This is a genomic window from Chryseobacterium sp. Tr-659, from assembly GCF_011752975.1.
Lineage (GTDB): Bacteria > Bacteroidota > Bacteroidia > Flavobacteriales > Weeksellaceae > Chryseobacterium.
In genome coordinates this window covers 655,767-671,932 of the sequence record NZ_VWWP01000001.1, presented here as the reverse complement: position 1 = coordinate 671,932, position 16,166 = coordinate 655,767, and the positions used below count along the sequence as shown (strand labels likewise).

Genomic DNA, 16,166 nt, shown 5'->3' with positions numbered 1-16,166 from the left:
TAAAAAGGACGGATTTGTACATAAGCAAATCCGTCCTTTTATATTATGTTTAGCTATCTCGGCACTCTTTGCCTCTTCGCCATTCCTCCTCTTCCCTATCCGTTCATTATAGCGACTACCCTTGCCGGGGCTGCAGAACCACCCACAATTTTAAGTGGGAATACACAGATCTTGAAGCCTGAAGAAGGCAAAGCGCTAAGATTTGTAAGTTGTTCAATATGCAGATATTCTTTTTCGATGCCTACACGGTGGCCTTCCCAGAAGTATTCCGGATCGTTCATTTCTTTGGCTTTTTTAGCCATATATTTCAATGGAAGATCCCATCCCCATTGATCTATTCCCATTACTTTCACTCCCTGGTCGATCAACCACTCTGTCGCTTCACGGCTCATTCCGGTTCCTTTTTCTACAAAATCCGGAGTTCCCATCAACCGGTCACGGTCGGTTCTGATCAGTACAATATTACCTTGTTGTATGGAGATTCCGTTTTTATCAAGATCTTTTTTCAGATCATCTACGGTAATGGCTACAAAGTCTTCTTTGTGGGTACAGTCGATAACAATTCCATCACCGTAACACCATTCCAGTGGAATCTGGTCAATAGTTTTTGCTGGTTTTCCTTCTACGATAGGGCCATAATGCCAGGGAGCGTCAATATGTGTGGTAGCGTGAAGTCCCATATTTTTAATGGTATCATCTGCCCATCCTGTCCAATTTTTTGGAAAAAGCCTGAAAGGAAGATTTAATGCTAATCTGATCAGCCAGTGTGATTTTTTATGTGGTTTATGTTTAATTTTCACCCGCATGAACCACGGATCTCCTGCATTATACTGTATAGGTTTAGTCAGATCGACAATTGTTGTTTTCATATGATTTAGGCTAAGGAGACAAAGATAGTTAATGAATTGAAAAAGTGAAAGAGAGAAAGACTTAATGCGCAAAATTGCTATTTTTCGCCGTTAATCGAGGTGTACTACCTGCAAGACAAATAAATGGAAATATCTGCTGGTTGTTTTGCTATTTTACTCTTTCGCCTCCTGCAGCCTTAAAAAGCCTTTGGGAATCATAATATTCTTCGGGTCATTTTCATCGTACATAATCTCAATTGTCCCAACCCGGGGTACAGAAGACAAATTCAGAAGGCTGACCACTTTCTTGTAAACGGCAATATGTTCATTTCCTCTGAAATCCTTAAAACTGACCTGAAACATGATCTGTGGCTGGTCATTTACCAGAAGACCAGTCTCTGTGACACTCAATATCGCGGCTTCAGCATTTCTTCCTGAAAATAACAGGCGTTCTTCTTTTTTATTTTTAAAAAATCTCCCAACAACTAGCTGGAAAACCAGTATATAGATAATTGTCATTACTGCGCTGAAAATAATCGGATGCATAAATGTCAGAAATCTCCAGCCAAAATCAAAAGATTCCCGATTGTAAAAATAAATGTACAACCCTATGATATATGCCATCAGCAACACTATAAATACAACTCTCAGCATGATTCCTAAGGTATTAAATCCTACTTTCTGATCACTTAAAATAAAATAAGGTTCATGTGAAACTATCGGATTCAGTAATATCTTCACATTATTTCCGACATCGAATCTTTTTTCCTGCGGCCTGGAATCGTGAAACATCATTTCATGCTCTATCCGTGTATTTCTAAGATTAGGAAATGAAAGAACGATCTGAATAACATTCATATTCGTTTTTGGAATATATTTCAGGAGTTTATAGCCTGTGATTTCTGCCTCCCTTGGGATTCCGTTTCTGAGAATGGAATGAATAGTACTCTTCTCCTTAAAGGTTTTTATAAAAAGTATATTTATAAAGAAGATAATCACATACAGCCATAGCAACAAAGAAAAACCGAGATATCCATAGCTCACAGCCAATGAATTTCTCGGTTCTGTTGCGAGTTCCTCACTCATCATATAAATAAAAATCGGAAAAGGAACGCAGAAAAAAAAGAGAAAAGCTCCCCAGAAAATGATCATAAATTTCATAGCTGCTATTTTGTAATCAGCAATAAAGTTATAATATTATTGTGGAACCTAAGATTTCTTTTTACACCTCTTTTTCGAAATAAAGTCTGTAATATTTTCCTTTATCATCCTCACCCATTTCAATTTTTTGTCTGTCTCCATGGATATAGATATGGAAATTTTTATCAAGTTTAATGATGCTCTTAAAGTGTCTCTGAGTCTTTTTCACAGCGGCTTCACTGATTGGGAATTCTTCTGCAATATTCACCTGCATATCCTGTTCGTAGTCCGTTTTAAAATTAACGAAACTTTCAATTACATGTTCGTCTCCCAATACTTCGCTAGCAAATTCATCCAGCTTAAATTCTTCTTTTTCCTTGAAGAAATTGATGGATTTATTAAGGAAATCAGCCTGATCAGCTTTAGAAACTTCAAATTCCTGAGGAAGCTGTTTAGTGATATAGTCTTTGTAAACCATCAATGCTTCCTGTGTGTGGAAATATTCGTCATCACGCTGTTTTACTTTTAAGAAATCCTCAAACCAGTAATACATATCTCCGTTCTTGTTATTATCCACTACGGAAAGTACATATCCTGTATCTTTATTATTGTTATAGATTAACGCGGCTTTATCAATTTTAGATAAACCGATTCCCTGATCTTTTTCAATATCGAAATTTTCTTCTGAAGGGTTTATTTTCAGGAAAGATTCTCTCTTTTCCGTTTTAAAGATCCCGATCTTGTCTACTTTATCAGGACGGTCACTTTCGTCTTCGAAAAGAACAATAAACAATTCCCCACTCTGAACTCTTGGGTTTTCGGCAGCTTCAAAAAGGTGTTTTGCAATATTTTCAGATTCCCAAATGAACTTGGATTTATCATCAAAAATTTCAGATACCGCACTATAAACCGGGTTATTCACCAGGTAAGTATCACTGTAAAAATGGAAAGTTTCTTCCGATTTGAAAGATCCTAAAAAGTAATCTTCAAGCATTTCTGCCATTCCTTCTTCCAGTTTCAATTCCTCCTGCGAAAGGGTTAAGGAATCGCCATTGATCTTATTACCTACTCTATGTACTATTATTTTTGAAAACATCTTCTGAATATTTGGACTGCAAAGATATTCATTCTATCCTTTACAAAAAACTGAAAACCATAATTGATTTTGTTCTTATTAACTGCATTTTTTTCAACCATAAAATGACCTGTTTATTCTTAGATTCTTTTCCAATTTGAGAAAACCCTTATCATTTTGACATGATTTTCTTTTAAAAAAAATCAGAAACAAAAACCCAACTACCTAAATATCAAAACATTAAATCAAACATATTGTAAACGGAATATCATTGGCATCAGTACTTTCAAAACATAGAAAAAATGGACTTAAAAACATTAAACAGAATAGACAAGTTAAGAAGATTAAAAAGCAGAGGTCCTAAAACTCCAAGCTGGCTGAAACCTTATCATATGCTCTTTATCGCCTTTTTAACCATTTTCATCTTTGGTGCTTTCATCAAAATGCTTGAACACAATTAAAATATAATACGATGAACTATTTACAAGCCGTAAAGGAAATCACAGACGTGGTTCCCGATTTTGAAAATGAAGTGAAAGAGATTAAACTTCAAAACTCATACAGCATTATCCGGACCTTCACAGAGAGAATTAAAAATATGATCAGCCAGAATGACAGAAATCTGCTGTTCAGAAGTTTACAGAAAATGGACAAAATTTACACTGATGGAGATACGGTATTAAAGAACGCAATTGAGACCACTTTTATTTATTCTCTGGACAATTGTACCGCTTTCTGCAGTGAAGAATACAGAAAAGTGATTTTTAGTCACATTTCTGCCAATCTGCAAAAGGTGTATTCAAGACAAATTTACACACACGGCATATAAAGGTTTTGTTACATTTTTTATCCGTTTCATTACAAAGTGTTTAAATTAAACAAAATTTAAAATAACTCACAATCAATAGATTATGAAAAATAAAATCCGAAGAATTTCCGACTGGAAAACCTGGAAAACCACGACTAACAGACACAATGCAGAGATTTTACTCACTCACATAGCAGTGATCATCGGAGTGTTCATTTTTGCAGCCTGTCTGTAAATTTTGGTATACATTTCGCTGCAATAAAAAGTGTTTGAAAAATCTTAACTATGATGAAAGTACAAATGCAAACTATTAATCAAAAGATAGCTGTTGAATACTTAAAATTTTTCTATCCGCCACTTCGCAATGAAATTATACAATTATCTGTACAGGATAATTTCGCTGGGATCATGCAGGCTACTGTTAATTATCTCAAGAATCTGCTGCAGGAATCGAAGATCAATATCATTGCTCACCACATCAAGCTGATGGACTGGCTTTACAGGAACGGAAATTCCTATGTAAGAACCATGATTGAAAACCTTTTCGTAAGATCTTTTGAAAGTTTCAAAAAACATGCAAAGATTCAGCATTGGAAACTTCTCTATCAGTACATGCCTGTAAGCTTTCAGATCATTTATAATGAGCAGCAGAAGCAGGACCAGATGTATTTCGGGAAATAATTTCTGAGACGAAAAGTTGTGAGGACTGAAAGAACAAAGAAGAAATTAAATTATAAAGTTAAAGGGTGAATTTGCAAATACGCAGATTCGCCTTTTTTTATTATAAACCCTGATTATTGTCTATCAATCCAAAATTATATTTTACCCATAAAGGCTTCAACTATGTTCCCCATACTCCTACCATAAATTTCCTCCCGTTCTATTTCACTAATACCTGCAAAACCCCTATTTTTGTAAAAAAGTACCGATGAAATACTCTATCTATGCTGCACTGGCCTTGATGTCGCTTGCTTCCTGTGAAAATAATGATAACAGGACTGACGATGCGAGACCGGTAGATAAACAGGCTTATCAGTTTAAATTCCACGCTTATAAAGTAAGAGAAACTGTTTTGTATACAGGATCATGGGGACAGAAATCAAATCCCGAAGAATCTTATCTGAGTAATTATTGGAGTTCATACCAGGAACCTGTATGGAAGGAGATTTATCTTGATATGAAAAACAGTTCCCTGAAATTAATTTCCGGAACTTCTGCTGATCTTACGTACAGCATCAAAATCGTTAATGATTCTGTTTTAATTAATGATAACAGCGGTAAACCTGATTATATAGGTGATTTCAACGCAAACAACTCTACTTTTACGTTAAAAAGAACCTTGAGATATCTGAAGCGTGTTCCACGTAATGAATCTTACGGATTAACAATTGCAAAAAGTTTTTTTTTCGGAACCACTGAATATTCCAACATGTTTGGAATCATTTTCAACTCCCCGACAGACATGACACAGTCTGAAGATGTGGTATTATGGAGCAATGTTGAGTATTATTATAAAAAAGAGTAATTAACGGGTTAATAGCATAAAAAATCCCCAAAATAAATCTGTTTTGGGGATTTTTATTTTATATTTTTATTTCTTCATAAATACTTTCTCGATGGTCTGCGCTTCTTCTTTATTTAATTTTGAAGATTTTCCGAGTTTAGCAATAAAAGCTGTTACTTCTTCGGGTGTTGCAGGTGATCCAAGATTTTGTCCTTTATCATCAAATGAATCTGCCAGCACTTCTCCCTTGGGGTTTAGAACCAGCCAGAAAGGAAGCCCGGCATTTTCGCCTTTATATTTATTCATCAGTTCCTGCCCTCCCGGGTTTTCAAGACTTTTTTTATCACCTCTTTCCTGAACATCCAGGTAAGCAGTAACAAATCTTTTATTAAAAATAGGTTTGGTTTCAGGAAGGTCCATATTTTTTTCCATCATCTTACACCATTTGCACCATGAGGCATGGAATACCAATAAAACATTTTTCTTTTCTGCTTTAGCTTCTTTCAGAGCTTTATTTAATACAACATCAGCTTTTTCCTGTGCCATTCCTAATTGAAACATTAACAGGGTAATAACGATAATAATTTTAGAGTACTTCATTCTGTTTTTTTTAAAAATCTACACGAATTTAGGTATTTAATCCTTCAATTATTTTATTTAATTTTAAAAGTTTTATAAATACTAAACGATAGCGGCTACATAATCCTTTTTGTGATGCCGGAAGAAGTGGAGATTATTTAAAAGCAGACATTATCTGGATATTTAAAACCATGGTCGTACAAGCTTCTACTGCGGTTTTAGTACAGAATTCTGTATATTAATTACTTATAGTTTCTATAGATGAGCGCGAACTTTAATATTTTCGATACAATTGTTATTGTTGGCATATTACAAGGTATAGCTGCAGCAATAGCTGTCTACTTTTATCCTTCAGGGACACCCGGCAAAAAACTTTTATCTACCATATTAGTGACTCTTGCTTTATTAAGCTTTAAGATATTACTGCATACATTACAGCTATGGCAGAATCCTGATATCCGGTATTTTCCACTGGCTGTTGATACTCTTATCCAGCCTTTATTTTATTTATATGTCTGTTCTCTTACTGACAAAGATTTTTCTTTTAACCGAAAACAATTCCGGCATTTTATACCTGCAATTCTCTTTCAGCTGCATGCAATGGTAGTTTATACCGCGGCTCTATCACAGCCAAGTCTTCCAACGAAAGATCTTATTGCTGAAAATTATTTTCATTATAATTCAATTAAATGGATAGAAGATGTTTTTGCTCTTTTTTCTGCAGGTATTTATTGGTATTTCAGTTTCCGGAGAATACAAATTTATCGTAAATGGCTGTTTACAAGCCAGTCTGCAACACAATATTCTGAACTGACATGGCTCAGAAATCTGCTTATCGGAACCGGAATACTGGTTATTGTACTTCTTCTATCTTCCTTATATGCTAATATTTTACAGCTCCAACATTCATTCCTTTATCTTGAAATCTTTTATGTGTATCTTACTTTACTGATTTACTTTCTTTCCTTTCAGGGGTATAAGAGTCTGCTTACTTCGGAAGTACAGGTTTTACGATTATCTGATCATGAATCTTCTTCTGCACAAATTGAACTGATAGATTCTGATGATCAGGAAATAAAAACCACGGGAAATGATGAGCTGTTTTCTACTATCGGATCTGCATTGAAAGAGGTTATGGATAAACAACTGCTTTTCATGGAACCTGAATTAAATATTAAAGAAGTTGCGGCAGCAGTTCATTTTCCTTCGGCACAGGTTTCCGCAGCAATTAATGCAAAATTCGGGGTAAACTTCCGAAGCTGGGTAAACAGCTATCGTATAGAAGAAGTAAAAAAAAGGCTGAACGATCCGGCATTTAGACATCTTAGCATTACCGGAATTGCTTTTGACTGCGGCTTTAATTCTGAAGCCAGTTTTTATCGTATTTTCAGGAACCAGACAGGATATTCTCCCAAAACATATTTGCAGAATTTAAAGAAATAAGAGTAGTAAGAGAACTCTCAAAATATATTCTGAGTGGGATGAAGATTCGGTATATTGTTTATTTGTGCTCAATAAATTCTACTTATGAAACCAATACAATTATTATCCATCGTCTTGTTGATGATCTGTCATACAGGATATTCTCAGATTAGTGCCAACCAAACTCCTTCACAAAAGCCTGTTGTTTTAAAAACTCATTTCTTATTGAAAACAAATTGGGACCAATGGGGGATTTATGCCAAATATACTCCCGAAAAACAGGTATTGGGATGTTGGAGTACGGCTCTTGCCCAAATTCTATATTATCATCGTTTAAAGCCATCTGGTTCTGTTTCTTACCGTTGTTCCAAAGGATATATCATTAGCGATACGTTGTCCCATTATCCTCCTATCTGGAAAAATTTCACATCTACGATTCATGATAAAAGCAGCCTGAGAGCCATAGACGCAGTAGCACGATATTCCTATCTTACTGCTGTGGCTATCCGTAAAGATTTCGGAACGTCCAGGTATTTGGAAATGATTAACCCGGCCCCTCAGATTGAAAAACATTTTGCCTGTAAAGCTACTTTTTATGGAAGCTTTACGGGAGCAATTCCTTTTTCTCAGGAGCAGATGAAAGGGATTGCTGAAAAGGAACAGATTCGGCATATTATTGATAAAGACAGTATTATTATGCTGATTAAGAATGAAATCAGGTATAAAAGACCTGTCTATTTTCACATGGGTAATTTTACCACTTATGGACATTCAACAGTCATAGACGGTTATGTGGAAAAAAATGATGTTTTTTATGTACACATCAATTATGGCGCGGGAGGTTTCCGTACGGGCTGGTATGATTTATTTAAGCCTATTGATGTGGAAGATGATATCCGGCTGCGGGCTTTTATAACTATTGAACCCCAATAGTAGAAACATGGATTTTATATCTGAAAACAAAAACTCTTCCTATGCTGGAAGAGTTTTTAGTATATATTATTTTGGTAATTCCGGGGGACGCATTTTGTATTTATAGCTGTTCAGTGTTTTTAAAAATGCGACAATATCGAAAACCTCATCATCTGTCAGATTAAGTTTCTCAATCATTTCAGACTTATGTGGGAATTTGGGATCATTTACCTGTTCTCCTTTGGGAGTTTCTCTTCCCATTCCTGCATTATACATCATTACGATATTAGCCAACTCAGGAAAAAGTCCGTTATGCATGTAAGGTTTATTTTCTGAAACTTCTCTTAAAGTAGGTGTTTTGAATTTTCCTACATCTTCATTTTTTTTCGTCACCCCATATCTGCCCAAATCTTCATATTTTTTCCCGTAATAAGTAAGTCCTAAATTGTGGAATTTCTGATCTGAAAAATAAGGTGTATTATGACAGTTGATACAATTTGCTTTGGTACGGAATAAATGAAGCCCGTTTAATTCAGAATCCGTTAATGCATCTTTTTTTCCGGAAACAAATTTATCAAACTTTGATGGTGGACTTATCAGGGAACGTTCGAATGTAGCAATTGCTTTTGCAATATTCTCTTCCGTAACTTCTCCTTTTCCGAAAGCTTTTTCAAAAAACGGTTTATAGGATTTAATTTTTCTGATATTTTTTGCGGCTAGTGACATATGAAGATTCATTTCCACAGGATTTTCTATGGGAGCTTTCACCTGCTCTTCCAGTGTTGCAGCACGTCCATCCCAGAAAAATGTTCTGGCATAACCAATATTTACCAAAGTAGGTGCATTCCTGGTTCCGGTCTGACGGTCATGTCCAAAAGAAACCCGGCTTCCGTCTGACCATCCGATTTCCGGATTATGGCAGTTGGCACAGGAAATCTGACCGCTTTTAGAAAGTCTCGGATCAAAAAAAAGCATTTTCCCGAGTTCCATTTTATCTTCGGAATAAAGGTTATCTTCAGGGAATTTCATTTTAGCCAAAGGCCCGATATCCTGAAACCCTTCTTTAGCTTCGTTGAATAAATGAGGAGCCGGCCATTTGGATTGGTCCCCGCTGCTGTATAATGTACGCAACTCTTCTATGGTGTAACCTTTATCAGGATCACCGGAGGTATAACTCAATAAACATACGGCACCAATAATCGCCAAAAAGGCGAGATATCTGTCTTTCATTTCTTTTTAATAATAAACATTCAGCCCTACAGATGCAATCTGATTGGCTCTTCCATTATAATCTGCTGCATTTTTATAATTGCTGTTTGCCAGCCAGATCTGTGTAAAGCTGCCAAACAGTTCATACCTGATTTTATCTTTATCCAATCTATAGCTTGCATTGAAGTTCAATCCTATTTTTGGTGTGGAATCATAAGCAAAATCAGGCTGTGCGATTTTCGTTACAAAGATATTCTCTTTTGAGCTTTGATAAGGTGCATAGTTGAATTCTTTTTCCAATGGAAGGTAAAGATTTTGTGTGATCCCTACAGCCAGCTTATTGAAAGGCATTAAAGCGAACTCTCTTTCTAGTCCCAGACGATATTGGAAGAAAGAAAGCTTTCTATCCATTACCACAGATGCATCTCTTACATGATTTTTTCCATATCCGGCATCTAAAAGTATTTTAAACGCTTCATTTTTGTGATTAAACCATATCAGGCTGTTTTTCCATGAAAGATCTTTTTGCTCCAGTCTATAGGTTCTATACTCTAAAGGATAATTATAATTGGTATCCAACTGATCTTTGTAAGTTACCGAAGAAGCCCATTTTTTACCATTATAGCTTCCTAAAAAGTTAAGATAAAAACTGTGAAGATCTGTTTTTAGTCCTGAGTATTTTGTATACTCTTTATGATTAATATAACTGGCATCCTGATATTCATAGATTTTATAAAAGCGTTCTATGACATTTGTATAGTCGTATCCTGCAGAAAAGTGAGTATTGGCAGTATTGAAAGCATATTCTCCACCCCAGATATAACCACCCATTTTATACTCGGATATTTTGTATTCTGTATTTCCGATATACTGGTTACCATACCCTTCGTTATATCGGATGTAAATACTGTCATTTGCAGGTACATTGGCACCGAGACTCACAAACATAATATTGTTCTCTTTGTAGTGGTGTACATAGCTTAGCTTTCCGAAAACGGAGTGCTGGCGCCATTTTAATCCCAATTTTGCAAAGGCCTTATAATTATAATTGTCCACTTTTGGTCTGGGATCAGCATTTTGTCTGTAGGATTTAGCATATCTTCCTTCTCCTCCAATTTGAAGGATTATCGGTTTTACAGGATTATAAGCAAACTGTCCGTTGATAAAATAGCTTTGTTTCTGCCATCTTGCTGAACGGGGTACCCAATAGTAGGAAGGATTGTAAATAAATGAAGAATTGGTTGTTCTCTCGTCATTCAGAATATAAGGAACATTATCTTCTGTTGTTTTATCAGCATAAAGTCTTCCTGATAATGCAATCTTATTATTCAATTTATAAACACCTTCGGACTGAAAGGTAAAGCTGCCGGTTTTTTCAGCTGTCTGAACTCTTTTAAAATTCTGTTTTTCTGTAGAAAACTGAAAGCTTGTCTGGGAAAAATCCAACGGTTGAAAAAAAGAAATATAAGGATCATTCAGCCTGATATTCTTTTCTATTGCACTTATATTAATACTGTCTAAATGAGTAGCCTGAGCACGGAGAAACTGGCTGCCCAGCACAACCAATCCCAACATACTGTATTGAAAAGCTTTAATCGTTTTATATTTTTTATTGTGCATATCCTCTAGGGTTTGCTTTAATGGTTACAAAATCATTGGCAGAATTATTGGTATCCTGCAGTACTACACGGCCATTAATAATTTCCTTTGTTCTACGGATTACCGAAAGCCCTGTAAACATAGCTTCCCCTAATCCGACACCATTCGCAATGAAAGTTCTTGAAGCATCAATATCAGACGGGAAATCTTTAGGTGCTTTTTGTTCTTTATCGGTAATGTCTATTCCATCAATGATATACTTTTTGGGGATCTGTAAAAATAATGTTCCTGTAGGTGCTTTAGGAGCAGGTATTTTTTTCCAGCTTGCAATCTCTGCATCTGTAGCCCTAAGAATTCCAACCCCTAACATGGAGGTAACATTCAGGATTAAATCATTGGACGCAATGCTCCAGTAATTAATCAGCATATCCGGCACCATAATATTCTGAATATCCCACATAAAAGGCTTTTTGCCATTGCTTATGTTATAATCTCCCATATAGGTTTCAAAATCTGCCTGGCTCAGATCTACTGTTCTGGCGGGCTCCTGTATTGGTACTCCTGTACCATTGGTATCCGTAAAAGGTACTTTATGGTTAATTGCTGTTTGGGCAACAATAATACTCTTTCCTGGTAAAATTGGATACTGGCTGCCATTTCCGGGAACTTTGATGAATATATTAGAATATACATAATCCGTATTGGCTGCTGTTCCTCCTCCGGCAGTCAGACTCCAGTCATACTGTCCGTTTGGCAAAGTAAAATTAGTTACATTATTATTTACATTTCCTTCCAGAAATACAAGGTATAACCCGTCGGCATAAATGGTCTGATCAGAATTATTATGAATTTCAATAAACTGATCTCTGAAATTGGCACCCAGTTTTGTATCTGATCCTGCATAATAATATTGTTTAATAACAAGATCTCCCAGGTTTCCGCTGGAAATTCTCACCAATGCGGAAGAGATATTGGCATTAACGGTTATTTTCTCCTGAAACCCTCCAAAATGTACGATTTCATAGCTGGTGTTTTCACCAATCTGCTGTTCATATTCACTTTTTTTCAATTGCAGCTCGGCCTGAACGCTGTAAGTTCCCGGCAGTACTGCATTTAATTTCAAGTCACCATTTGCATCTGTTTTTCCTATAATCTTATCACCGGTAACTGCATTAGACATTGTAATGGTAACATTCGCTACTCCTTTGTCTGCAACAGAAGGATATTTTGAAGCATCATATTTGATATTTACGGTAAACGGAACAGGCTTAATTTCATTATTTCCGCCGAAATCATCATCTCTGTTACATCCTACGAAGACAAGGATTGGTATAATCAGCAATACTATTAATCGTTTCATTGTTGTTATTTTTTAGTATTATTATTAAAATTTATAGGAAATATTAGCTCCAAACGAAGTGGAAGTAAAGTTGGAATACAGATATCCCTTTTCGTCATATGCTCTTAAGTTGAAAACATTACTTACATATACCGATAATCTGAACCCGCTTAAGAAATCTTTTGTCACTCTTAAATGAACGTTATGCAAGGTTTTGTTATATAAACCTGAAAGCTTTTCATCAGAAGGCTTCAGGAACAGGTTCTGATATAAAGGATTTGTTCTGTCATTTTCCGGGATCATTTCTATCTCACCACCATATTTAAGGTAACCTACCGGATAAATATCATTAGCTCCTGTCAATTTTCTATCTGAGAGAAAGTGATCTGTTCTAAGTCCTATAATCAATCCGGCTTTGGCAAGGTGGTAATCAAAGCTGAAACTCGCTCTGGCCATTGTACTTTTGTTTCTGGTATCATTATAAATACCGTATTCGAAATTTTTATCTGTGATTTCAGGAGCTTTGAAGCTGTAAAGACCATCATCCTTTCGGCCTGCTGTTTCTACATAACTTGCGTTAAAACCAATAACAAGATTAAGGGCTTCTATTTTTTTGAAATTAGCCATAAGCTCAAGACCTTTGTCTACTGATTGGTAACCGTTGACAATTCGGTTCTGCAGATAATGGAATGATTCTGTTCCTACGATTTCAAAAGTCGGAACCTGTGTTCCCACGATATTAACATTTACTTTAGCTTTATTCATGGTTTTCAACACACTCATGGTAGTAAACCCGTCATATAATGTATTGTAATATCCTGTAAGGTTAAAAGTACCGAAAGGAAATCTGTAATCAATACCTATTTCTGTTTTCCAGCTGCGTGAAGGCTTCAGATCTGCATTGTCTCCAGGAGTAACAACAGTCTGCATAATTGCTGCCGAATAATAACCTGGCAAACGATAATCTCCCAAAAGAAAATCAAAATACCTGGGTGCAGTATACAATTGGTTCAGTGAAGGAGCCTTAGAAGTAAGTCCTAATCCTCCTCTTACAGACAGATTCCCCATCTGGTAAGAAGTATTGATCCTTGGCGAGTAAGTGGAATAAGAATTCTGGAGGTCGTAACGCAATCCTAAGTTAGCTCTTAAAATATGTTTGTTGGCAAAAGCTTTGGTAATATTATCCTGAACATAAAAAGCATATTGTTTGCTTGAAAATACATTATCACGATAATTATAATCCCTCATACCATTCGTACTCTGTCCTGTCCCTTTTATCGTTGCAAATTGTCCTGCCGTTCCATATCTTCCTTTTCCAAAATTATCTCCATATCGGAAATTGGCTCCGAAACTATATGCATGAACCCACTTAGAAGCAGTTACTCTATTTCCGCTTACACTGAAATTTGTATAAATATTAAGCGGTTTACCATCTGCAAAAGCCTGATTTTCGTAACTGGGTGGTGTATAAGGTGCATAGTAAACGGCGTCTACTGAAGAATTTCCATAAGGGCGGGCACCCTGGTTCAGCCAATATCTGCGTTCTGTAAGCTGCGTGGCATAACTAAGTCCAATATCTGCACTTACCGTTCTGAAAAAGGGCTTTCTACCGTCACGCGCAAAATTATAGGAGATGTTATTTCCTAGTGAGAAGCTTTTATTATCAACATTGATGATCATTCCGTTCAGATCATCCGGATCTTTTTTACCTTTACTTGTGTTGGTAGTGAATGATGCAGAAAGTTTGTTCGTAAAACCATTTTTTCCTTTTGAAGACCAAAGGAGATTAAAACTAGTCCTATCATATCCCACAAGGCTTGTTCTGGGATCGGAAAGAGAGTTCATATAATCTGCAGAGACATTCAGCGCATTATTTTTATTGATTCCAAAACCTTTTGTAAGACCTATCTGGTAGGTTCCTTCCCTTAAAGAAGCATCTAATCTGAGCGGAGAAACTTTCGCTATGGTATTGACTTTAATAAGACCTGAGGTTAAATCCCCGTATTTTGCATCAGGAATCCCTTGTATAACTTCAATGCTTTCTATATTTTCTGTGGGAATTTCTCTTAAATCAACCCCATAATTGGGCTGGCCTGGTGTTAAATTACCACCGCGGCCTGAGACATTAAAATCAACTGCAAAAGGGCTGCTGTTTGCAGAATCATAGCTCTGCATATTCTCGTTGTTGGACAATACAATATCATTAACCATCAGCTGTACACCAAACGCTCTGTTTCCAAAATCATCTCCGCCGGGAATATTACTAGATCCTGTTACAGGTGATCCACTTGCTGTTCTGAATACAATATTTTTAAATTGGGTATTATCAAAAGGTTGTACGTATTGACCCGGTAATTGTTGTAAAACATCACCGATAGAAAATGACTGTAGGTTTTGAAGGGCTTCCTGCTGAATTGAAATTTCCGAAAACTGTTTCTTCTTTGCAGTAAGCTGTACGCCTTCTATTCTGATTTCTGATCTTTCACGGGAAGAACTTTTTGGTCCAACTATTTGTAACCTTAGTTCCTCTCCTTCGTTAATTATAATGGTTTCTTCATTATTATTATCTGTATTCAGAAAGGTGATCTGGCATTTTCCTTTAAGAACCATTGTGTTGTCTTTCTTAACAAGCTCTTTACATGCTTTTAAGCCTCCATTGACAATTTCTCCTTTTTTCAGCTTTCCATTATGGAAAATTTCCACCTTTTGAGCAGACATAAATCCTCCGGTTGCCAGAAATGCAACACCAATTAGTAACGATACTTTCACCTTAGAATATTTAGACCGCAAAATTAATTATAATTATTCTAAATAAAAGAAAGATTTATAAAATTATTTTAGTTATTTTCTCTTAAAATAAAATATTCAACCAAAACAATTCCCTATATGAAGAATAAAATAATAAATACAATTAAAGATCTTATCTTATTTTAGCAACTTTCCAATTCACAAAATAGAACCGCATACCTCTATTTCCGGACTAATAAAAAACCACCTCCAATAAACTGGAGATGGTTATATTAATTCATAAAAATATAATTCTTTAAAATCAGACCTATCTTATTTACAGAATTTTAAAATATCATAAAATAATAAACTCTTCTGATGGATTAGAAGAGTTTATATTGTTATTTGTATTAATCTTGCCTTAATATGGCACACAGACACCGGTAGGAGTTATTTCATACCAGCAGCTTAGATATTCCTGTGATTCAATTGAATTGGTTCGATAAACCATGGGCCCTTTATAAAGACCTGCCTGTGGGTCTACCGGCACCCAAAAGTATAAATCGTCATTAAGTATATGTTCTTCTATGAAATCACTCCCTACAAATCTCGGATCATATTTTGAAAGGTTACTTCTGTCACAAAGGGCAACCTCAAATCCACTTCCAATATATTGTTCACAATCAATATACCAGGCAGTAGGGGAAAATCTGGAATTCGGATCTTTTGCAGGACTCATATCTGTCACAAATAAAATCCCATTATTGTTATAAGTGTAAACGTTTCCCACTTTAAGCGTATCGTAAATTTTGGTCTCATTTCCTCTTTTAACCTGTACTTTGAAAACATTGTTAACATTCACAGCCGAGATGAATGCTGCCTTATTTTCGTTTTTTTCTACTGATTCCAGATCTGAATTACATCCGTACAATGCCAGTATGGAAATCAACAAAAGTGAAATTTTCTTCATGGTAATAATTTTATATTTAAATCACAAATATAGG

The 16,166-nt window shown here is 35.7% G+C and carries 16 protein-coding genes; 7 read left to right on the top strand and 9 right to left on the bottom strand.

Annotated elements, in window-relative coordinates; all coding sequences use genetic code 11:
- Positions 1-95: 95 nt before the first annotated feature.
- From F3J23_RS02925 to F3J23_RS02915, 3 genes are all read right to left on the bottom strand, one after another.
- On the bottom strand, positions 96-869 hold the full coding sequence (locus F3J23_RS02925; protein ID WP_167023812.1) for a cyclase family protein: 774 nt from the start codon (positions 867-869) through the stop codon (positions 96-98).
- A 153-nt stretch (positions 870-1,022) separates the two neighbouring features.
- A complete protein-coding gene (locus F3J23_RS02920; RefSeq protein ID WP_167023809.1) occupies positions 1,023-2,009 on the bottom strand; it encodes a hypothetical protein in 987 nt (328 codons plus the stop codon).
- 61 nt (positions 2,010-2,070) lie between these two features.
- Positions 2,071-3,084 carry a nucleoid-associated protein gene (locus F3J23_RS02915; protein WP_167023806.1) on the bottom strand — a complete coding sequence of 338 codons (1,014 nt, stop codon included), beginning with the start codon at positions 3,082-3,084 and terminating at the stop codon, positions 2,071-2,073.
- Between the two features lie 281 nt (positions 3,085-3,365).
- On the opposite strand from F3J23_RS02915, the gene F3J23_RS02910 reads away from it, so the two are divergent.
- The 5 genes from F3J23_RS02910 to F3J23_RS02895 all read left to right on the top strand — a co-directional run bounded on the left by F3J23_RS02910 (position 3,366) and on the right by F3J23_RS02895 (position 5,396).
- The gene (locus F3J23_RS02910) at positions 3,366-3,524 is read left to right on the top strand and encodes a hypothetical protein (RefSeq protein ID WP_167023803.1); all 159 of its coding nucleotides are present in this window, start codon (positions 3,366-3,368) and stop codon (positions 3,522-3,524) included.
- Between the two features lie 11 nt (positions 3,525-3,535).
- Positions 3,536-3,892 (top strand): hypothetical protein, encoded by a 357-nt coding sequence (locus tag F3J23_RS02905; protein WP_167023800.1) that lies wholly within the window; start codon positions 3,536-3,538, stop codon positions 3,890-3,892.
- Between the two features lie 82 nt (positions 3,893-3,974).
- Complete coding sequence (locus tag F3J23_RS21705) at positions 3,975-4,106, top strand: hypothetical protein (protein ID WP_262888144.1); 132 nt, start codon at positions 3,975-3,977, stop codon at positions 4,104-4,106.
- Between the two features lie 50 nt (positions 4,107-4,156).
- Complete coding sequence (locus F3J23_RS02900; protein ID WP_167023797.1) at positions 4,157-4,552, top strand: hypothetical protein; 396 nt, start codon at positions 4,157-4,159, stop codon at positions 4,550-4,552.
- A 247-nt stretch (positions 4,553-4,799) separates the two neighbouring features.
- A complete protein-coding gene (locus F3J23_RS02895; protein ID WP_167023794.1) occupies positions 4,800-5,396 on the top strand; it encodes a hypothetical protein in 597 nt (198 codons plus the stop codon).
- A gap of 66 nt (positions 5,397-5,462) precedes the next feature.
- Here the strand turns inward: F3J23_RS02895 and F3J23_RS02890 are convergent, their stop codons facing one another.
- Positions 5,463-5,975 (bottom strand): thioredoxin family protein, encoded by a 513-nt coding sequence (locus F3J23_RS02890; RefSeq protein ID WP_167023791.1) that lies wholly within the window; start codon positions 5,973-5,975, stop codon positions 5,463-5,465.
- Between the two features lie 240 nt (positions 5,976-6,215).
- Here F3J23_RS02890 and F3J23_RS02885 point away from each other — a divergent pair, with 240 nt between their 5' ends.
- Both F3J23_RS02885 and F3J23_RS02880 read left to right on the top strand, forming a co-directional pair.
- Complete coding sequence (locus F3J23_RS02885; protein ID WP_167023788.1) at positions 6,216-7,397, top strand: helix-turn-helix domain-containing protein; 1,182 nt, start codon at positions 6,216-6,218, stop codon at positions 7,395-7,397.
- An 84-nt stretch (positions 7,398-7,481) separates the two neighbouring features.
- Positions 7,482-8,309 (top strand): C10 family peptidase, encoded by an 828-nt coding sequence (locus F3J23_RS02880; protein ID WP_167023785.1) that lies wholly within the window; start codon positions 7,482-7,484, stop codon positions 8,307-8,309.
- Between the two features lie 66 nt (positions 8,310-8,375).
- On the opposite strand, the gene F3J23_RS02875 is transcribed toward F3J23_RS02880, so the two are convergent.
- The 5 genes from F3J23_RS02875 to F3J23_RS02855 all read right to left on the bottom strand — a co-directional run bounded on the left by F3J23_RS02875 (position 8,376) and on the right by F3J23_RS02855 (position 16,132).
- Entirely contained in the window at positions 8,376-9,518 is a 1,143-nt protein-coding gene (locus tag F3J23_RS02875) for a cytochrome-c peroxidase (protein WP_167023781.1), read from the bottom strand.
- Positions 9,519-9,524: 6 nt separating this feature from the next.
- Entirely contained in the window at positions 9,525-11,117 is a 1,593-nt protein-coding gene (locus F3J23_RS02870; RefSeq protein ID WP_167023778.1) for a DUF6850 family outer membrane beta-barrel protein, read from the bottom strand.
- A complete protein-coding gene (locus F3J23_RS02865) occupies positions 11,107-12,456 on the bottom strand; it encodes a DUF4876 domain-containing protein (RefSeq protein ID WP_167023775.1) in 1,350 nt (449 codons plus the stop codon). The genes F3J23_RS02870 and F3J23_RS02865 overlap by 11 nt, the downstream gene beginning before the upstream one ends.
- 24 nt (positions 12,457-12,480) lie before the next feature.
- The gene (locus F3J23_RS02860) at positions 12,481-15,204 is read right to left on the bottom strand and encodes a TonB-dependent receptor (RefSeq protein WP_317167682.1); all 2,724 of its coding nucleotides are present in this window, start codon (positions 15,202-15,204) and stop codon (positions 12,481-12,483) included.
- A 379-nt stretch (positions 15,205-15,583) separates the two neighbouring features.
- Positions 15,584-16,132 carry a hypothetical protein gene (locus tag F3J23_RS02855; RefSeq protein ID WP_167023772.1) on the bottom strand — a complete coding sequence of 183 codons (549 nt, stop codon included), beginning with the start codon at positions 16,130-16,132 and terminating at the stop codon, positions 15,584-15,586.
- Positions 16,133-16,166: the final 34 nt, after the last annotated feature.